This is a genomic window from Bacillus sp. T2.9-1 (assembly GCF_950097965.1).
Classification (GTDB): domain Bacteria; phylum Bacillota; class Bacilli; order Bacillales; family Cytobacillaceae; genus Niallia; species Niallia hominis.
In genome coordinates, this window is record NZ_CATNHG010000130.1 from 16,648 (window position 1) to 35,484 (window position 18,837).

Below are 18,837 nucleotides of genomic sequence, written 5' to 3' on the forward strand. Positions count from 1 at the left end.
ACTATATACGAAAATAGGAGAAAGTAGTTTCAGATTTTTTCTATCAAATATAAGAAAAGCCTCAATGAAGTAATTTTTTCATTGAGGCTTTTCATGCTAAGCTTAACGGTAAGACTTAGATTTATTGTATCCACCACTTGATTGTCCTTGGCGTTTGTTACTGCTATAACCTTGTCGTTGACGGGAATTATAATTTTTACGAGCACCACGATCATTATTTTTATCATATGGTCTACGATCACGTTTAACCGGTAGTGGTTTCTCTTCTGTTAACTTAACAGGTGTTGTATCCGGTTCTTTTGTCAGCATTTTTAGAACTGCTGCAACGATTGTAGAAGCATCTTTTTGCTCTAATAATTCGTCTGCTACATTTCGGTATGAATCTAAATTGTTTTCATCCATAATTTGCGAAATTTTTTCAATCACAGCTTTTTGCTGACCTTCAATTGCTTGATCCACTGTTGGCGGAATCATTTTTTCCATTTTTCTCTTTGTTGTTTTTTCCACAACTTGAAGATAAGATCTTTCTCTATACGTAATGAATGTAATAGCGACACCTTCTTTGCCAGCACGGCCAGTTCGGCCAATACGGTGAACATAGCTTTCTGGATCTTGAGGAATATCGAAATTATATACATGCGTTACACCAGAAATATCCAGTCCGCGTGCTGCTACATCTGTTGCGACAAGTACATCAATGGTTCCTTCTTTAAATTTACGAAGTACAGACATACGTTTTGCCTGACTTAAATCTCCATGAATACCTTCTGCTGTATAACCACGCAGATTTAATGCCTCAGAAAGTTCATCAACACGACGTTTTGTGCGACCAAAAATAATTGCCAACTCAGGCGATTGAATATCCAATAGTCTTGTTAGAATATCAAATTTCGTTTTCTCCTGTGTTTCAATATAATACTGTTCGATTAATGGTACTGTCATTTCCTTCGCTTTCACTTTTACTACTTCTGGATCTTTCATGAAGCGCTCAGCCATTTTTCTAATTGGTGCTGGCATAGTAGCTGAGAATAATAATGTTTGTCTTTCTGTTGGGATTTTTGAAAGAATTGATTCAATATCATCAATAAATCCCATATTCAGCATTTCATCTGCTTCATCCAATATAACCGTTTTGACACTATCCAAACGAAGTGTTTTACGATTAATATGATCTAATATACGTCCAGGTGTACCGACAATAATATGGGGATTTTTCTTTAAAGCACGGATTTGGCGATTTATATCCTGTCCGCCAAAAATAGATAAAACTCTTGTACGTTTTCCGTAGCCGATTTTATATAATTCTTCTGATACTTGAATAGCAAGCTCTCTTGTCGGTGCAATAATAATCCCTTGGATTACTTCCTTTGCAACATCAATCTTATCCACCAATGGCACTCCAAAAGCTGCTGTTTTCCCAGTTCCTGTTTGCGCTTGACCAATTAAGTCTTTATTTTGAAGACTTAATGGAATAGTTTCTGCCTGAATAGGTGTAGCTTCTTCAAAGCCCATTCTTTTTAATGCCTTCATTGTAGCAGGACTAATACCTAAATCTTGAAACTTTACCAATATATCCAATCTCCTTCTAGTCATTAAAAATATCCATAAACAGATGGATGTACTCCATCATGTCAACCATTCGTATGTACCTCACTTTCTAAATGAAAACATATTAAAATGGCATATCGTATTCATCACATTATGCCTTTCCCCATACAATTAAAAAGAAACGATAGTCGTTATTATATAAATGATGAAAGTTATTGTTGGTTTCAATAGCCTTACAACCTTTATCAGGAGAATGATGAGGTATATGCTACTATTTAAGTCTTATTAGTTATGAGATACTATTTAACCAAGTTCTAAATAGGAGGAAATTTCAAATGACTTCTATTTATTATTTTATTAATAGCTCTGTTACCAATTTGTGATAATGTCTATTCTCTCATAGAGAATCTTCAAAATTCACGTTCGAAAACAACATGATCTTTTCACGGAGCTTTAAACAAATTAGCTAATCTGAGAAAAGTTAGCCAAATACAAAGAAATAACACATACTTACCTTTAAAAAGAAAACAACTCATTCATAACAAAGCATTTCTTATCAAGGGAACCTTTCGTCAGTGGTGTTTACCCTTCTCTCCCACCGATTGTCAGTTGAACCATTCGGACCTTTAAGGACAGTTGATTTCCAAGCTATCCCTCAAATTCCCATAAGCAGGAAGTGACAGTCATAATGAAGTTTATAAGTGGGACTTTAGATCATTTCTCTCTATTTGACTAATTTATCGTTTAAAATAGAATGTTTATACTTTACTAACATTATGCCCCAAATGTTACGTTTCTTCACGTTACTTTTTAAAATAATCTTATCACTAAGAAATACGCTTTGCAATAAATTGGGTATTCGAAAATCTACGTTTTATACATGTTTTCCCCATTTTCGCATTGTAAACGTTTTACACAAAAGAGAGTTTGCAGCGTTCGTTTATCATTTCCTATAGAAATAGTATCTTTTTCCTATTGTTCTCTCTAACAATGCTTAATTGGAGAGTATAGAAGGGCAAAGCTTGCCTATCCTACTCTTTCCATTCAAGCAAACTTCTATACATCAGAATTTTTATGTTGTCACTTCTAATTTATGAGGGCTCCTTGAGGAATGTTATTATTTCTTGAAATAATAATTCTTTTCTCTCACAATGACAAATTAAATGCTTGGAATCTTCTACATAGATGATTTTCTTGTTTTCAGCGCGAATGGTATTGTATAAATAGTTTGCACTTTTCAATGGCACAATGCCATCTTTCTCTCCTTGGGCAATCAAAGTTGGTACGTGGATGTTAGACAACAATGGTCTCACATATTGGACAAGCTTTCGGAACTGGATAGTAGCAGCTAATGGGGTACTTTTTATTTTGTTTATATAGCGAGTAAATAACTCATTTTCTCTCATTCGCCCTCGAAAAAAATCCGCACAGATTATTCTTATGTCCTTTTGAAGCTGGACAAAATTCACATAATAAGCTGCTGCACTCAATAGGATTAATTTCTTAATAGGATATTTTGTTGCTAAATAGCTTGCTATTAATCCTCCCATCGAAAATCCGACAACATATACGGTATCATGTCTTTTTAATAAATCTCTTAACGTATCTTCTGCATGCAAAAGCCATTCATTATACATAATGCCCTTTAATCTCAATTCATTTCCATGGCCAGGTAGTGTGGGGATGATACATTCCCAATTGGAATGTTGTTGAATATATGTAGCCAGTGGTTCCACTTCCATCGGGGAACCTGTAAATCCATGTATAAACATACAAGCTGTCATATTATAGCCACTCCTTTTAGAGTTATTTTACACTATAAAGGTAATTTTTCCAACACTTGAACTTTCCCTTTATAATGACGCCTGTTGTTGTCAAAAGACAAATTAGCTAAATTAAAAAAGCCAAACCTACAAGAAAACGATTTTCCGCTTATCTATCGGCTGGCCTCTTTCAACTATTGAATAGCCTTAACGATTTCCTCCAGCTTCATTCCTCTAGAGGCTTTAACTAAAACTACTGTTTCTTTATTTACATAATGGGTTAATGTTTGTATTAACGGTACTTTGTCCTGGAAGGTAAATATACGATCTTCTGGGAGAGCCGTTTTCGCACCTCTTGCAATAAAACTTCCCAGATTTCCATATGTCAAAACATAATCAATTCCCTCTAGTTTTTCGCCTATTTCATAGTGAAATGTCTCTTCATTATCCCCAAGCTCTAACATATCACCGAGAACAGCGATTTTCTGTTTATAGCCTGGCAGCTTTTTTAGAACATCAATTGCAGCAAGCATCGAAGTTGGACTGGCATTGTAAGCATCATTAATAATTTTAACACCTGATTTTCCTTCCACTAATTCCATACGCATATTAGTAAGCTTTAATGATTGTAGTCCTTTATTCATTACTTCAAAAGGAATGTTAAAATACTCTGCCACAAGCATTGCCGCTAATGCATTTAAAATATTGTGATTTCCGAGAACCGGTAGTTCAAATGGATCAGAAATCTTATTAATATGAAAAACACTGCCATTGTTTTGTGTCTGGATAAGAAGAGGATATAAATCATTAGAAGGATTCATCCCGAAGGTTTTCTTATCAAGAGTACTATTTTTCATACGACTTGAAAGAAGTGGCTCGTCACCAAAATAAATGAATCTGCCGTTGTCTTTTAATCCATTTAATATTTCTAACTTCGCCTCTGCGATTCCTTCTCTTGAGCCTAAATCCTGCATATGGGATTCGCCGATATTGGTAATAACAGCAATGTCGGGTTCAGCTAGTCTGCTCAAAAAGTCAATTTCTCCCCTTCCACTCATTCCCATTTCTAAGACAGCAATATCCGTATCCTCTTCTAAACCAAGAACAGTTAAAGGAAGACCAAGATGATTATTATAATTCCCTTCTGTTTTTTGCACCTTATATTTTAAAGAAAGGAGACTAGTTGTCATATCCTTTGTAGAAGTTTTCCCATTGCTTCCTGTAATTCCTACTACTTTAACACTCAACTGCTGAAGATAGCTTTTAGCAAGAGCTTGAATAGCTGTTAAAGAATCCTCAACAAAGATAAGCGGCAGATTCTTTGGTGGATTCGGAACATCCTTTTGCCAAAAAGCTGCAGCTGCTCCTCGTTTTATCGCATCTTCGACGTATTGGTGCCCATCCGTTCTTTCTCCTTTAAATGGAATAAATAATTGCCCTACTTCAATTTTTCTAGAATCAATGGTTACCCCATTAATTTGAACATCCGCAAATTGCGTGAAAGAATCCACATTGCCGGCCATTTTTGCTATTTCTGCATATGTACGTTTAATCACGAAAAAACCTCCTTTTTCCAATAGTTTATTAAAAAAATATTTATTATTTTTGCTGAAATTTGATATTTGATGGAACAAAAGAAGAGGTATTATTCTCACCTCTCCTTTTGACCGTTGTTATATAAATATACATGTTCTAAAGTCTATTTACTATGGAGCAAGCTGAATCGGTTAACAAGCATCCAATTAACAAATGCCTTCCCATTTCTTCGCTATTAAATCGTATATTTGATATTTTGTTTTTCTGTATGTCTTTCCACTGCAAGATCTACTAATTTATTGATTAAAGCATCATATTCTAAACCTGTGTGCTTCCATAATAATGGGAACATGCTGAACGGTGTAAATCCAGGCATTGTATTTACTTCATTAATATAAACTTCCCCCTCTTTTGTAAGGAAGAAATCTGCACGGACAAGGCCAGAACAATCAAGTGCTTTAAATGCTTTAATCGCATCTGTTTTAATAGCAGCATATTCAGATTCTGTAACTTCTGCTGGAATAATTAAAGCTGTATCTCCATCCTCATACTTTGCTTTATAATCGTAAAAATCTTTTTTCGGAACAATTTCTCCTGCTACAGAAACTTCTGGGTGATCATTTCCTAGTACCCCTACTTCAATTTCTCTAGCTATTAAGCCTTCTTCGACAATAATTTTGCGGTCAAATTGGAATGCTTCGATAAAGGCAGTTTCTAATTCTTCTCTAGTCGTACATTTACTAATTCCTACACTTGATCCAAGATTAGCAGGCTTGACAAAACAAGGAAAACCTAATTCCTTTTCCACACGATCATACGCTGCCTCTTTATTACTTTGCCAGTCACTGCGGATAAAAGAATTATATTTTACTTGGTTTAGTCCAGCTACTTCAAATATATTCTTCATAATTACTTTATCCATTCCCGCTGATGATGCTAAAACACCATTTCCAACATAAGGAAGATTCAGAAGTTCCAGCAATCCTTGTACGGTTCCATCTTCGCCGTTTGGTCCATGAAGTAATGGAAAAATAACATCTAAGGAAGCCTCATCATTTGCTTGGAAGAGAGTAGTAGAAAGCGCATTTGATCCGATTTGCTCCTGTGAGTTAAACGCAAGCTCTTTTACATTTTCAACAGGTCCCATTAATTGTGGTCCGCGCACCCATTCACCACTCTCCGATATGTAAATTGGATGAATATCATATTTATCTGTATCTAATGCTTTAATTACTGCCATTGCTGTTTGCATACTAACTTTATGTTCAGCAGATTTTCCGCCATATAATAATCCAAGTTTCTTTTTCATTATGAGTTACCTCCATTTAATCAATGCACTTGTTTATTCTACCACTAGAACCAGACCTTTAAAAAGAAAACATGTAAGTCAAATAACAATTTAATCAAAAACACATATTCTTGTAATAGATATAGGCCAGACCCTAATAATCCTTTTCCATTTTAACTCTTATTACCATATGAAAAAAGGGCTAAATTGGAGCTTATTTATTTAAAATTTCTCCCTAAGAAAGAAAAATTATCCTTGCTCCTTTATCTTATCTCAAAGAAACAAGTACTTCATGAAAATAGCCACCTGCCAACCTTTTTATTTCTGATTCCATTTCTTTTTCATACTCGACAATAAAGCATGTAGCTGGACCAGAAGATTTTAAAAGATCAACAGAGCATGTCACTTCTTCTTCTTGAAAAAGCTTCCCCTTTAACTGTCCTAATTCATAAAGAATTCCCTTAGAGCCAACTGGCTGTAATCGACATTTTACTTCCTTTGCAAAATGAGAAAACAAAAATAAGGGAACAACTTTATCTTCCTGTAACATTACTTCTTCCCCAACAAGGGGACTTCCAATAACCGCAATTCTTCCATTTACAATGGATGTCTCCTTGAAATCAGCTTGTCTTTTTCCAAGAATCGTAAGCCCAACAGCTGATTGACAGAAGGAAAAATTGCTCTCTGTACTGCCTGTTATTCCAAGCTCACCATCTAACCCAAGCTCCTGCACTCCTTTATGTATACCTGTTACAAGGGGAATCCAAGCATCATTTCCACAAAAATTCTGCAAAATTACCGAAAACGGGATTCCTCCTGCTGCCAAACATTCCATAACTGCTACGCGAAAAGAAAAATAAGAAACTATATCATAGGGAACGGAAACTTGATCCTCTTCTTTCTGCCCAATCCCTCCACTATTATCTGCACTAATAACCATTACTTCTTCTTGATTCCAGGGAACAATTTGTACATCTCTCATTGCTTCGCCTCTCCCCACCCTTTAAGGAAAGATTCTAGCCTCGGCATTAACAGCTGAGCAATAATGCCGTTTAATACAGCACCGATCAACAATACTGGAACCATAGAAATATAAAAACCTTTTCCCATTAGGAATAAGAAAGGAAGGGGCAGTAGAACTCCATTTCCTAACACAAACCATAAATAGGAGATAATTCTAATTCCATTCTGATAGATTTTAGTAAAAATAAAAACAAGCAAACACATTTCTATCGCAATAAATAAATGAAAAATTCCGAGTGGGAGTCCTCCAATCAAAGCAGACACCAGATGACCGAAAGCAGCTACTATTCCTCCAGCAATCCCACCTAAAAATACACCCGCAATAAGACTCGGAAAACTATCGAGTGCAACACTTCCAATGAAGCTTGGAATTTTTATAAAAGCACCAATAACCGAAATTGCAATAAAAATAGCAAGGATATTAATCTTCTTTACGTTCATTTCTCTCTCCCTTTTTAGTTGTTCGAAATACCTTTGCACTACGTACATACTCGACATCTGCCACATCGCTTCTATAATTAATCACCCTTGCAAGCGCAAAAAAGTAATCAGAAAGTCTATTTAAATATTTTAATGGCAATTCCGGTATATCTTCATTCGTTTTCACCAATGTCACCACTAAGCGTTCCGCTCTTCTTGTCACTGTTCGTGCTAGATGCACAGTCGCTGCTGCTTCTGTCCCTCCCGGCAAAATAAATCGCTCCAAATCCGGCGTCTCTTCCATAAAAGCATCAATTCGTTCCTCTAAATAGGCAATAGCCTCTTCTGTTAACTTCCATTCTCTTCTTTTTGAGATACTCGCTAAATCTCCCCCACAATCAAATAATTCATGCTGAATTTTCTCTAAGTCTTCTTTAATATCAGCAAATTGTTCTCCCGCTAATTGCGCAACTGCCAATCCAACAAAAGAATTTAATTCATCTACTGTACCGTATGCTTCTACACGAATGTCATCCTTTGATACTCTTCCCCCAATTATACTAGTTTCCCCTTTATCACCTGTTTTTGTATAAATTCGCATATTCTATCCCTCTTTCTGTTTATTTGTTTAGTGTTTTTGCGATTAGTGCTTTTTACGTTAAATGTAATTTTTTCTTGTAGTTGCTTTGTTGCTTTAGAACTTGTCTTGCTTTTTGAAAACCACTTTTCTCTTGCCCGCTTCGGATTTCAGCGTTCATCCCGCTTTTAAAAACCACTTTCACTAATCCCATAGCCTCCCTACCAGTCACCCACAAACCAAATTCACCAACTACTTTAATCGCTCATTCAACCCATACCAAATAACATCCACTCTATCTGCCTCTGCTGCAATTCGTTGAAAAATCAGTCCTGTAGCATCTCGCCAAAAGCGATCTTCCTTTTCAATCGGTACGATGCCTTTCGTAATATCGCTACCAATAATAAACACACAGCGCTTTTTCTCTTCTCTTTCCCATTGAAGTAAAGTCTCTACTTGTTTTTCTAGATAATGGATCGTTTGCTCCAACGTTTCTTCTTTCAGACGATTTTTAATCATCCACTCCAACCCTTCTAACATATAAAAGGAATCCTTCTCATCCGTTGTAATCTTTATTTCCTTTTCATCAAACAAACGGAGGACCTTTCCTACTGTAAATCCTTGCTCCTTCGTAAAGGAGACTGCCCAGCTTTTTTTCCCGTGAAAGCTACCTCCTGTAATAAAGTGCATCTTTCCTTCCTCCTAAACCTTTCTTTATTGGACCATATTAGTTCGATGCCCTCTCCTGGCGAAATGCTGTAATCCCAAAACTCCTTTTCTGTTACACCATATTTACTAAGTAAATAACGAATAACCCCACCATGTGTGACAACTGCCATTCGATCGCTTTTCTTACTCTGCTCAATTAAAAGATCCCAGCCTGTATCTACTCGCATAACAAACTCTTTAAAGGATTCTCCATTTGTTGCTGAAACTGTAAACGGAGCATTTAGCCATTTGCAATAGTCAGGGAGCTCTTTTAGTTGGTCATATGTTTTTCCTTCCCACTCTCCAAAATTTATTTCTCGAAAATTAGGAGTACTGTGTATGCTCTGTTCAGGAAACCAATAAGTTGCTGTCTCTTTCGCTCGCAATAAATCGCTTGTACTTATCCATTCATATTTAGACACTGGGCTTCCTTTTTCATAAAGGTCCGCTTTCCCGTTTTCACTTAAAGGAGCATCCAGCCAGCCAATGTATGCTTTTCGTTCATTTTCGGCAGTTAACCCATGACGAAATAATGCAATAACCATAGTGTCGCCCATAATGCCAGTTCCGTCCCTTCTACACTTGCCCCTAATAAATCACCTGTTAATCCCCCAAAAGCTCGCTTCATAAATCGACTTAATAAAATATAGCTGCAGATGCTAATAAAGAGAAACAGAAAGAACAGTGGCAGCCATTGTGTATTCAATAAGATGATAAATAGAAGAACAAGTGCAAAATAGCGACTATAAAAAAATGCTCGCTGCCCTTCAACAGACCTTTTAAAGTATGCGCCAAGCCCGTCATTCTTTGCCTCTTGAACAAATAGCAAGATCCATCCCATTACAGCTTTAGAAAATAACGGCAGGAGCATGACAAAAAGATAGGTAAAGTCTTGCATACGTGTCACGATTTCATAGATAAAAAGAAACTTCGCACTCAATAACAGAATGACGGATAAAAGACCAAAGGCGCCAACATGTGGATCCTTCATAATCTCTAATCTTTTCTTCCTATCCTGATAAGAAAAATAAGCATCACTTGCATCCATCCAGCCATCTAAATGAAGCCCTCCAGTTAACAAAATCGTACTGGCCCAGACAAAAAAAGCTACTGCAAGTGCTGTAAACGGCGTATATTCTTTTAGCAAAAAGAAGAAGCTCATATAAATAAAGCCTTGAAAAAGTCCTAGCAAAGGGAATGTCTTTATACTTTTCTGAAGAAATTCCCCTTCCATTGGAAGTTCCTTTCTCACTGGTATCGCCGTAAAGAACTGTATATTTAAGAGAAAACCAATAAACCATTTCTTCATTATCAATCACCAGCCTGAAGGATATTCCATAGTTTTTCCCAATTCAAATGTTTTTTCATTTCATGAGCAAGTGCATCAAAGCGTTTATCCTTCTGTTCTTGTATAAACAGCCTTTTCCTTTTCATCATTCCTTTTTGCACTCGAATTTGATTTAACCACGTATGGCGAAATGCATCATTATAAAATAGATGATGCATATAAGTACCTATCAATCTTCCATCTTCTCGATAATAGCCTTCTTCCCTGCTGTTATGAAGCAATAAAAACGGGCATCTATCGTCTATAGAAGCATATTCTGTTTTTCCTAAATGAATCTCATAACCCTCTATTCTTTCTGATGCTAACTTCGTAGAAGGATGATAACTGCCTTCCACTCGAATCGTCTCTTTTTTCTTTTCAAAGGTCGTGCTTGCGGGGATAAGTCCTAGTCCCTCTATTTCTTCGCCTCTGCTTCCAGTATCAGCACCCTGTGGATCCTTCAAAGTAGTACAAAGCATTTGATAGCCTCCACATAATCCGATTACTCTGCCACCTTGCTTATAATAGCTTTTAAGCTGGGATGCTAATCCTTTCCTCTTCATTTCTTTCCAATCATCTATTGTACTTTTCGTACCTGGTATAATAACCGCATCTGGATTCCCTAAATCTTCGCCTTTATTAATCAGGCGGATACTAACGTCTTCTTCTAGAAAAAATGGTTCTATATCTGTGAAATTGGACATATAACGATTGTTTACTACTGCCAAATCAATCACAGCTTTAGTAGTTGTAAATCTTTTCTCTCGGATAGATAATGAGTCCTCTCCTTCAATCATATGGTTATGAATAAAAGGAAGGACTCCAAGGACAGGAATGCCTGTCTTTTCCTTCAGCCATTGAACCCCATCTTCAAAGAGAGTTGGATCGCCGCGAAACTTATTTATTATAATTCCCTTTACCCTGCTCCTTTCCTCTTCTGAAAATAGGGCAAGGGTTCCAATGATACTCGCAAACACGCCGCCGCGATCAATATCCGCAACGAGAATGACAGGAACATCAGCCATTTCTGCTACCTTCATGTTTACAAGCTCTCTGTCTTTCAAATTTATTTCAACTGGACTTCCCGCACCTTCCATAATAGTCATCTCATAATGGCTTTGCAGGTAATCCAGGCTTTTTTGTATAACACAAATTCCTTCCTCATAAAACTGTTCACGATACCCTCTTCCAGATAGAGTCGTACTAGCTTCCCCAAGCAGGACAACCTCTGACTGTAAATCAGATCTTGGCTTTAAGAGTATCGGGTTCATCCAAACAGTTGCCACCGTCCTTGCTGCTTCTGCCTGAATTCCTTGTGCTCTGCCAATCTCTTTTCCATCTACCGTGACATAAGAATTATTAGACATATTCTGTGACTTAAATGGAGCCACCTTTATCCCCTCATTTGCCACCATTCTGCATATAGCAGTAGCAATCAGACTTTTCCCAACATCAGATGAAGTTCCTTGTATCATTACCCCCTTCATTATTTTCCTCCCTTCTTGCTTTTCGCGATTCCGAATTCTACCAAATAAGCTTCCTTTGCATGCTGCACGAGGAAATAGTGGAGTTGATTTAAAAGCCTGCAGTAGTTCTGTACAAATGGATCTGATGACATCTCATATGTCACTTCATTACTCACAAGAATAAGATATCTGCAGCTTCGGCTTAACTCTATTAGCTCCCTTTTCAGCTTTAGCTCTAGCATTTCTTGCCGTTGATCTTTATAAAAAAGTTCATTATTGACTAATACAGTTAAGCAATCGAGTAGTATAACATCCTTTTTTGAAAAAACTCCAGCCAATTCACCAATATTTACTGCTTGTTCATGGCTATTCCATTTTACCTTTTGTTTTTTTCTTCGTTGCTGATGCCTTGCAATTCTTTCTTGCATCTCTGTGTCTGAATGAACAGCTGTGGCTATATAATGTAAATCTGCTTTTTCATTCTCTGCATATTCTATTGCCAATCTCTCAGCAAAAGAAGATTTTCCGCTTCTCACGCCTCCAGTTACAAAGATGATGGATGACTTTGTTTCCATTTAGCTAACACTCCTTGCAATTGCTGATTCTCTAACTTACTTTTAATCGCAAACCGTAGCCATCTTCCATCTAAACCCGGATAATTATATGTATGTCTTGCTATGATGCCATTGTTTAATAAGAAAATCAGGAGCTCTTTTTGGTCTGTAAAACTAGTATCTCTTAACAGGTAATAATTAGCAGCAGAAGTGGAATAAGCGAATTGCTGTTTATTAAAAAAGGAAAATAACCTTTTCTTTTCCTCTTCCATATAACTTTGCGTTTTATTTAAAAACATCTCTTGTCCCATTAATAATTCACCAACCCTTAAAGCAATTCCATTAATACTCCATTGAGATTGAAACTGTTGTAATTTTGCAATCAGTTCCTCTGATGCGAATGCATAACCAAGGCGAATCCCTGGAATACTGTACATCTTTGTCAAGGAACGGATAATAATAAGATTGGAGAATTTTTTTAAGAGAGGAAGCATATCCTCATATCCAATTACAAAATCATAGAAAGCTTCATCTAGGATGACATAGCAATCATTTTTTTTACAAATAACTAACAATTCTTCTACTACTTGTTTCGGATAAAATATCCCTGTTGGATTATTAGGATTACATAAAAATAGAGCATCTACATGGCGGATATCCTTTTCCAAATTAGATGGATTTAGTTCCCATCCTGTTTCCGCTGTTAAATAATGATGATAGATGTCACAATGATTAATTTTGCATACTTCTTCATATTCAGAAAAAGCTGGCTGGAGCAATAATACCTTTTTCCTCGCCAAAATTCTTCCCAACAAAGAAATAATTTCCGCAGCTCCATTACCAATTAAAAGCTGCTTTGGACAAAGCCCATACTGATCTGAAATTTTCTCTTTTAGACTGCTTGCATAAGGATCTGGATAAAGATGGACTGTCTGAAATAAGTCATCCCAGTTGTCCGATAAAATAGTCGGAGGTCCTAATGGGTTGATATTAGCACTAAAATCAATCGTATTTACCGGCATTTCTACATTTGTCTTTTCATAAATATACTGAGGATTAGCTCCATGCATTGGCCAATTCAAATCCAATTCCTCCTATACATAAAAAGAGATAAAAGCAAACAACAGCTTTATCAGCAATTTTAGTCGACTCGATAATATGTCTAGTTCCTAAAGGCTGCAGTGCTCTTCCCATACGTGCACGATCTGACTTCTTTCCTTTGTAAAAGTTAATCCCACCAAGCTGTATACCAAGGATAATCGCAGTCACTGCTTCACCCCAGCCGCTGTTTGGAGAGGGATGCTTCATTGCATCATGAAATAACAACTTCCAGGCTTCCTTTTTACGATAGAAAGGACTACGACTAACTAACAGCACGAGAATGGCTGTTATTCGACTAGGCAAATAGTTGACGATATCATCACATTTCGCAGCACAATACCCAAAATCTCCATATTTATCATTCTTATAACCAACCATACTATCACATGTATTAATCGCTCTATATACAAGACTCAAGGGAGCTCCGCCAATAAATGCCCAAAACAGTGGAGCAGTAATACCATCACTAGTATTTTCTGCAACTGTCTCTACCGTCGCACGGACAATTTCTTCTCCCTCTAATTGCTCTGTATCTCTGCCTACAATATAAGACAGCTTTTTTCTTGCCATCTCTAAATCATTAGCCTGCAATGGATCATAAACCTCTATCGCAGCATCCTTTAGACTCTTTTGGGCAATCGTTGTGGCGATAAGAAGAGCTTCCACGATTACCCCGACCCACCAATGAAGCTGATAGCTAATATAAACGAGGACGTAGCTAATCAAAAAGGTAAATATTAATACCGTGCTGAGCATCCATAACCCTTTTATTCTCCGACTCTTTCCGTTATTTAATCTTTGATCTAGAAAGGAAATCAATCTCCCCATCCCTTTTACCGGATGTGGCCAGCTTGGAGGATCACCAATAAGCTTATCTAAAACAATCGCAAGTGTAATGCTAATCAAATGGCCGATCATTTAGGTGCTATCCTCCTATTCCTTTTATCTAACGACTTTGCTAAACACTGATAGACTCCTTGTGCTACACATTTTCCAAGCGCTGTTATCGTACCTCCAAATTCGAGGTAGGCTCCTTCTTGGGTAGCAGCCACCAATATACTATCTGTTGACGTACCTGTTGCAATGGTTCCTGTTTCCAAATCTTTTATCTTCCGATCTCGCAAGACCGCTGCTTTTGCTTCTGTGGCCGTAATGACACTTTGCACGAAGGCTTGCTCTGATAATGTCCCGTTAACAAAAATCCAAATATTAATGGTTCCAGGATTTAAGAAGGAAGAATGCTCGTTAGTCTTTGCGGCATCAACAGCATTTCCTACTCCGCCTGTTACGACAATCATCACAGAAAAATCCCGCTGCTCGATAAGCTCATATGCTACATCCTCTGTGTAAACAGCTGTCATCATCCCTACAGTTTCTGATGGAATAAAGCCATTTCGATGCAAATAACCCTCCATTTCTTCCCGATAATCTTCGCATTGATATCTCTTATCCACATGTCTGTTCACAAAGCATTTATACCATCCCATCCCTGCACCTATTACACCTGATGAAAGAGTGTATAGTGGAAAGGGAACCTTTACCTCTACACGATCTGAATAAATGGTAATAGCTTCCGTATCTATTTTCCTATTATTTCTCTCTTTATTTCTTGGTACTAGAGCTATTTGCGGAGCTGGTCTACTTGGATGAAAAGTACTTTTCACATCTGTTTGATAGATTCTTTTCACCCTCTCTTCTTGCAATACATTAGAAGGGGCGGCATCTACTTCTACCATTCCATCATGTAATAAAAGCAGCCGATCACAATATAATCCTGCCAAGTTCAAATCATGGAAAATACAAACAATCGTTAAATCTCTTTCCATGCTCCATTCTCTTAAGTTATCCAATAACTCCTTCTGATAAGATAAATCCAAATGGTTTGTAGGTTCATCTAATAGGAGAATTTCTGGTTCTTGTGCGAGTGCCTGTGCCAAATAAACACGCTGCTTTTCGCCTCCAGATAATTCATGAATGGATTTCTCTTGAAATGAAAAGACTCCCGTTTGTTTCATCACGCTTGTAACTACTGCTTCATCTTGAGAACTCCAGGACTGAAACAGCCCGGATTGATGAGCATATCTCCCGAGTGATACGATTTCTCGAACGGTATAGGAAAAAGATTCATTCACATGCTGAGACAGGACTGCGACTACCTTTACTAATTCTTTCGTTTTATACTGCTCGATTGGTTTGCCTTTTATCTCAACCTGTCCCTCCTGTGGAGTTAAAATGCCGCTAATAATTTTCATTAACGTCGTTTTCCCACTACCATTCGGTCCAAGGATACCAACCATTTCTCCTTTATTCACCGTAAAAGAAATATCCTGTAAAATTTGTTTTGTTTCATATTGAAAAAAGAGATTCTGTACATTAAGCATTAGTTTAAACTCCTCTTCCTTCTTCTCAGTAATAATCCCGCAAACACCGGGGCACCTACTAAAGCTGTAATAACCCCTATCGGAAGTTCTGTTGGAGAAATAATTGTTCTAGCTAATAAGTCAGCCAGAATCATAAAGCCACTGCCTGCAAAAAGGGATACCCCCATTAAATGACGGTGATCTGACCCTACAATGATTCGAACAAAATGTGGAATAACAAGACCAACAAATCCGATTGTCCCAGATACTGCAACCGCTGCACCTGTTAACATAGAGCCAGCCAGCAAAATAATCATTTTTCTTCTTTGTACATGAATACCTAAATGCTGTGCTCTTTCTTCGCCAAACGCTAAAGCATTTAATTCCTTTCCTTGCGAAAGAAGAAGACCAGAACCAACTACAAAGAAAGGAAGAATAATTTTTATATATTCCCACCCTCTCATGGAGACACTTCCAAGTAACCAGCCAATAATTTGGCGAAGTTCATTGCCTGTTAATGCGATCATAAGCGAAATAAATGCACTTAAAAAAGAACCAATAATAATTCCTGTTAAAATAATCGTTTCCACTCGCATCGCAGGATCCATTTTTTTCGCAAAAAAGACAACAAATAAAATCGTAAAGAAGGAGAATAGTACACTCATAAATGGCAAAGTCAGTGCGCCAAGAAATGGGATACTTAATTGGAAGAACAATGTAATAACAGCTCCAACAGAAGCACCAGATGAAACCCCAAGTGTATAAGGATCTGCCAATGGATTTCTCAATAACCCTTGGAAAGCAGCTCCCGAAATGGATAGGCTCGCACCGACAAGTCCCGCCAACAGCACTCTAGGGAGTCGAATATTTTGGACTATATTGATATGCATTGGCTCGACATTAGTTAATAAGCTTTCTGGCCCAACATAGCTTGCTAATATTTTTACCACAGACAAAATAGGAACAGATATAGTTCCAACAGATATTCCCATTACAATCGCAAAAAGGAGAAAAAAAGCGGCATAAACATAAGCCGCTTTTCTTTTATTTAAAAACATCTGGGTACACCGCTTCGGCAACGGCCTCTACTCCTTCAACTAAACGAGGACCAGAACGAGTTACCATGTCAGAATCAACATCTACTATTTGCTTTTCTTTTACTGCTTTTATCTCTTCCCAACCTTTTCTCGAGCTAATTTGATCGATTGGGCTTGTTTCTGAGTAAGCACCATAAGTAGTAATGATAGCATCTGGATTTGCTGCAATCACTGCCTCTTGGTCTACTTGAATCCAGCCTTCTTCCGAAATAATATTTTTCGCATTAATGGTATCTAACATCTCTTGCATAAATGTATTTGTACCAGTCGTAAATATACTTGGTTCTCCGCTTACTTCTATATAAACAGATTTTTGGTCACTATCAGAAATCGCTGCTGCTTTATCCTTGATAGCAGCTAACTTCTCTTTCATATCAGCAACAAGCTTATCTGCTTCCGTTTCTGCTCCAGTAGCCTGTCCAATCATTTCCATCCCTTTATAGACGTCCTCAAAAGAAGTTGCATCATTCACAACAACAACATCAATTCCGGCATCGCGGATTTGCTGCAAGCCTTCTGTCGAATTATGGGCACTAGATGCATGTGCTAAAACTACATCTGGATTCAGTGAGATTATTTTCTCCACATTAAATTCCATGCCGCCTACTTTTTCTTTTTCCGCTGCTTCTTTTGGATAGTTGTCATAATCACTAACTCCAACTAACTCATCTCCTAGCCCAAGCGCAAATACAATTTCCGTATTACTAGGCATTAAAGAAACTATTTTTTCTGGCTTTTCCTCAATTACTACTTCTTGATCGATTGCATCTTTAATCGTTACAGGAAAAGCAGCCTCTTGTGCAGTTGACTGCTCCTTGTTATCATTATTATTTTCTGTCTTTCCTTCACCACATCCAGCAAGCGACCCAACTACGAGCAGTATTGCTAAAAATAAAGAATAAAACTTTTTCATCATTCTTCACCTTCCTGAAATAAATATGTGAAAAATAAAAAACATCCCTATTATCGTCCATAGAGATGTTGGGATGACTTTAAAAATAATTTCAAAGCGCGCTCCACACCTCCCTATCCTCGTAGGTTTATTTAGGTGTATAGAAAATGGCAGGTCTCCTGACTCATGATTGTCGCAACAATAGAACCTTCCCATACAGGTAAGTACAGTGGCACTTCTCCATGTGCAATCATTTACAGTGGCGGGACCGTGTTGGATTTTCACCAACTTCCCTTTTAAGAGTCTTTCTGAAAAAAGAGAAAGTCTTTCGACATTCCTCATCAATCTTTTACAAAAAGTCTCACCATCATCTATCTATTTCATTTTTCGTCCTTTTTGATTATACATCAAAGGTAGCAAAAACAAAAATAAATGTCCTTTTATTTAATTTTTAAAAATGGATCCACTGGAATAGCATTGCCCCATCCGATTCCTTGCTCTGTTAAAACACAAGTGTAGCTTAGTAATTGCACCCCTGCTTTTGCAGCTTCCTCTAAGTTTTTCGCAAAGACTGGGTCAATTTCTGCTGCACCTGTCACTATTTCAACATCTCCTCTTTGCACAACAAATAAAATAGCTGTTTTAAATGTTCCTTCCTTAGCAATAGCCGTTAATTCTTGCACATGCTTAGAGCCTCTTTTCGTGATAGCATCAGGAAACATCCCTATTCCATCTTTGGCTAATGTAACGCTTTTCACTTCAAGAAGGAGCTGATTTTTTTCCCCATCCTCTAATAAAAAATCCCATCTAGAGCTTCCATATGTGTATTCCGATTTCACCCATCGATAGACAGAAAGCTCCTCAATGATTGCTTTTTTCAATATAGATTCAACAAGCTTATTAGGATATGTTGTATTGATAGACACTAGAATACCATTTGATTCGACATAAACTGCCGTCCATTTCGTTTTTCGATTAGGATTCATACTTGGGAGAACATAAATAGTTACCCCTTCTATTAAAAGCTCCATTAGTCTTCCAGGATCGGCCAAATGCACCCTTTCGAGTTGATTTGTCTCTTCATTCAAGCAATGCAATATAAACCGGTTAGGCCGCTCCACAAAAGTCATTTTCTTTAATTCCGCTGGAAAGCCTACAACTATTCTTTCACTCATAT

At 37.3% G+C, this 18,837-nt stretch carries 19 protein-coding genes and 1 riboswitch; all 19 genes read right to left on the reverse strand.

The genetic code is table 11. The features are described from left to right. Positions 1–102: 102 nt before the first annotated feature. Positions 103–1,593: a DEAD/DEAH box helicase gene (locus QQZ16_RS19475; RefSeq protein WP_081836568.1), complete on the reverse strand. Its 1,491-nt coding sequence runs from the start codon at positions 1,591–1,593 to the stop codon at positions 103–105. Positions 1,594–2,639: 1,046 nt separating this feature from the next. After that, positions 2,640–3,332: an alpha/beta hydrolase gene (locus QQZ16_RS19480; protein WP_031536292.1), complete on the reverse strand. Its 693-nt coding sequence runs from the start codon at positions 3,330–3,332 to the stop codon at positions 2,640–2,642. Positions 3,333–3,505: 173 nt separating this feature from the next. Next, positions 3,506–4,867 (reverse strand): UDP-N-acetylmuramoyl-tripeptide--D-alanyl-D-alanine ligase, encoded by a 1,362-nt coding sequence (locus tag QQZ16_RS19485; protein ID WP_284561688.1) that lies wholly within the window; start codon positions 4,865–4,867, stop codon positions 3,506–3,508. Between the two features lie 215 nt (positions 4,868–5,082). After that, entirely contained in the window at positions 5,083–6,156 is a 1,074-nt protein-coding gene (locus QQZ16_RS19490) for a D-alanine--D-alanine ligase (protein WP_284561689.1), read from the reverse strand. A 247-nt stretch (positions 6,157–6,403) separates the two neighbouring features. Then, positions 6,404–7,117 carry a hypothetical protein gene (locus QQZ16_RS19495; RefSeq protein ID WP_031536289.1) on the reverse strand — a complete coding sequence of 238 codons (714 nt, stop codon included), beginning with the start codon at positions 7,115–7,117 and terminating at the stop codon, positions 6,404–6,406. After that, positions 7,114–7,599: an ECF transporter S component gene (locus tag QQZ16_RS19500; protein ID WP_031536288.1), complete on the reverse strand. Its 486-nt coding sequence runs from the start codon at positions 7,597–7,599 to the stop codon at positions 7,114–7,116. The genes QQZ16_RS19495 and QQZ16_RS19500 overlap by 4 nt, the downstream gene beginning before the upstream one ends. After that, a complete protein-coding gene (locus QQZ16_RS19505; RefSeq protein WP_031536287.1) occupies positions 7,580–8,179 on the reverse strand; it encodes a cob(I)yrinic acid a,c-diamide adenosyltransferase in 600 nt (199 codons plus the stop codon). Before QQZ16_RS19505 ends, QQZ16_RS19500 begins: the two co-directional genes overlap by 20 nt. A 52-nt stretch (positions 8,180–8,231) precedes the next feature. Next, positions 8,232–8,387 carry a hypothetical protein gene (locus QQZ16_RS19510; protein WP_284561690.1) on the reverse strand — a complete coding sequence of 52 codons (156 nt, stop codon included), beginning with the start codon at positions 8,385–8,387 and terminating at the stop codon, positions 8,232–8,234. A gap of 20 nt (positions 8,388–8,407) precedes the next feature. Next, the gene (locus QQZ16_RS19515; protein WP_284561691.1) at positions 8,408–8,845 is read right to left on the reverse strand and encodes a bifunctional adenosylcobinamide kinase/adenosylcobinamide-phosphate guanylyltransferase; all 438 of its coding nucleotides are present in this window, start codon (positions 8,843–8,845) and stop codon (positions 8,408–8,410) included. Next, a complete protein-coding gene (locus QQZ16_RS19520; protein WP_065429064.1) occupies positions 8,764–9,420 on the reverse strand; it encodes a histidine phosphatase family protein in 657 nt (218 codons plus the stop codon). Before QQZ16_RS19520 ends, QQZ16_RS19515 begins: the two co-directional genes overlap by 82 nt. After that, positions 9,378–10,172, reverse strand: a complete 795-nt coding sequence (gene cobS, locus QQZ16_RS19525; RefSeq protein WP_031536284.1) for an adenosylcobinamide-GDP ribazoletransferase — start codon at positions 10,170–10,172, stop codon at positions 9,378–9,380. The genes QQZ16_RS19520 and cobS overlap by 43 nt, the downstream gene beginning before the upstream one ends. A gap of 2 nt (positions 10,173–10,174) precedes the next feature. Continuing rightward, positions 10,175–11,677, reverse strand: a complete 1,503-nt coding sequence (locus tag QQZ16_RS19530; protein ID WP_031536283.1) for a cobyric acid synthase — start codon at positions 11,675–11,677, stop codon at positions 10,175–10,177. Further along, on the reverse strand, positions 11,677–12,231 hold the full coding sequence (locus QQZ16_RS19535) for a bifunctional adenosylcobinamide kinase/adenosylcobinamide-phosphate guanylyltransferase (RefSeq protein WP_235252108.1): 555 nt from the start codon (positions 12,229–12,231) through the stop codon (positions 11,677–11,679). Before QQZ16_RS19535 ends, QQZ16_RS19530 begins: the two co-directional genes overlap by 1 nt. After that, complete coding sequence (locus QQZ16_RS19540; RefSeq protein ID WP_031536281.1) at positions 12,201–13,292, reverse strand: pyridoxal phosphate-dependent aminotransferase; 1,092 nt, start codon at positions 13,290–13,292, stop codon at positions 12,201–12,203. The genes QQZ16_RS19535 and QQZ16_RS19540 overlap by 31 nt, the downstream gene beginning before the upstream one ends. Beyond that, positions 13,267–14,229 (reverse strand): adenosylcobinamide-phosphate synthase CbiB, encoded by a 963-nt coding sequence (gene cbiB / locus QQZ16_RS19545; protein WP_031536280.1) that lies wholly within the window; start codon positions 14,227–14,229, stop codon positions 13,267–13,269. The genes QQZ16_RS19540 and cbiB overlap by 26 nt, the downstream gene beginning before the upstream one ends. Then, positions 14,226–15,692, reverse strand: coding sequence for a heme ABC transporter ATP-binding protein (locus tag QQZ16_RS19550; RefSeq protein WP_031536279.1), 1,467 nt, complete (start codon positions 15,690–15,692; stop codon positions 14,226–14,228). The genes cbiB and QQZ16_RS19550 overlap by 4 nt, the downstream gene beginning before the upstream one ends. Further along, the gene (locus QQZ16_RS19555) at positions 15,692–16,729 is read right to left on the reverse strand and encodes a FecCD family ABC transporter permease (protein ID WP_031536278.1); all 1,038 of its coding nucleotides are present in this window, start codon (positions 16,727–16,729) and stop codon (positions 15,692–15,694) included. Before QQZ16_RS19555 ends, QQZ16_RS19550 begins: the two co-directional genes overlap by 1 nt. Next, positions 16,716–17,681: an ABC transporter substrate-binding protein gene (locus QQZ16_RS19560; protein ID WP_031536277.1), complete on the reverse strand. Its 966-nt coding sequence runs from the start codon at positions 17,679–17,681 to the stop codon at positions 16,716–16,718. Before QQZ16_RS19560 ends, QQZ16_RS19555 begins: the two co-directional genes overlap by 14 nt. 131 nt (positions 17,682–17,812) lie before the next feature. Then, positions 17,813–18,011, reverse strand: a riboswitch (cobalamin riboswitch). 89 nt (positions 18,012–18,100) lie between these two features. After that, positions 18,101–18,835 carry a DNA/RNA nuclease SfsA gene (gene sfsA / locus QQZ16_RS19565; RefSeq protein WP_031536276.1) on the reverse strand — a complete coding sequence of 245 codons (735 nt, stop codon included), beginning with the start codon at positions 18,833–18,835 and terminating at the stop codon, positions 18,101–18,103. Between the last annotated feature and the right edge of the window lie 2 nt (positions 18,836–18,837).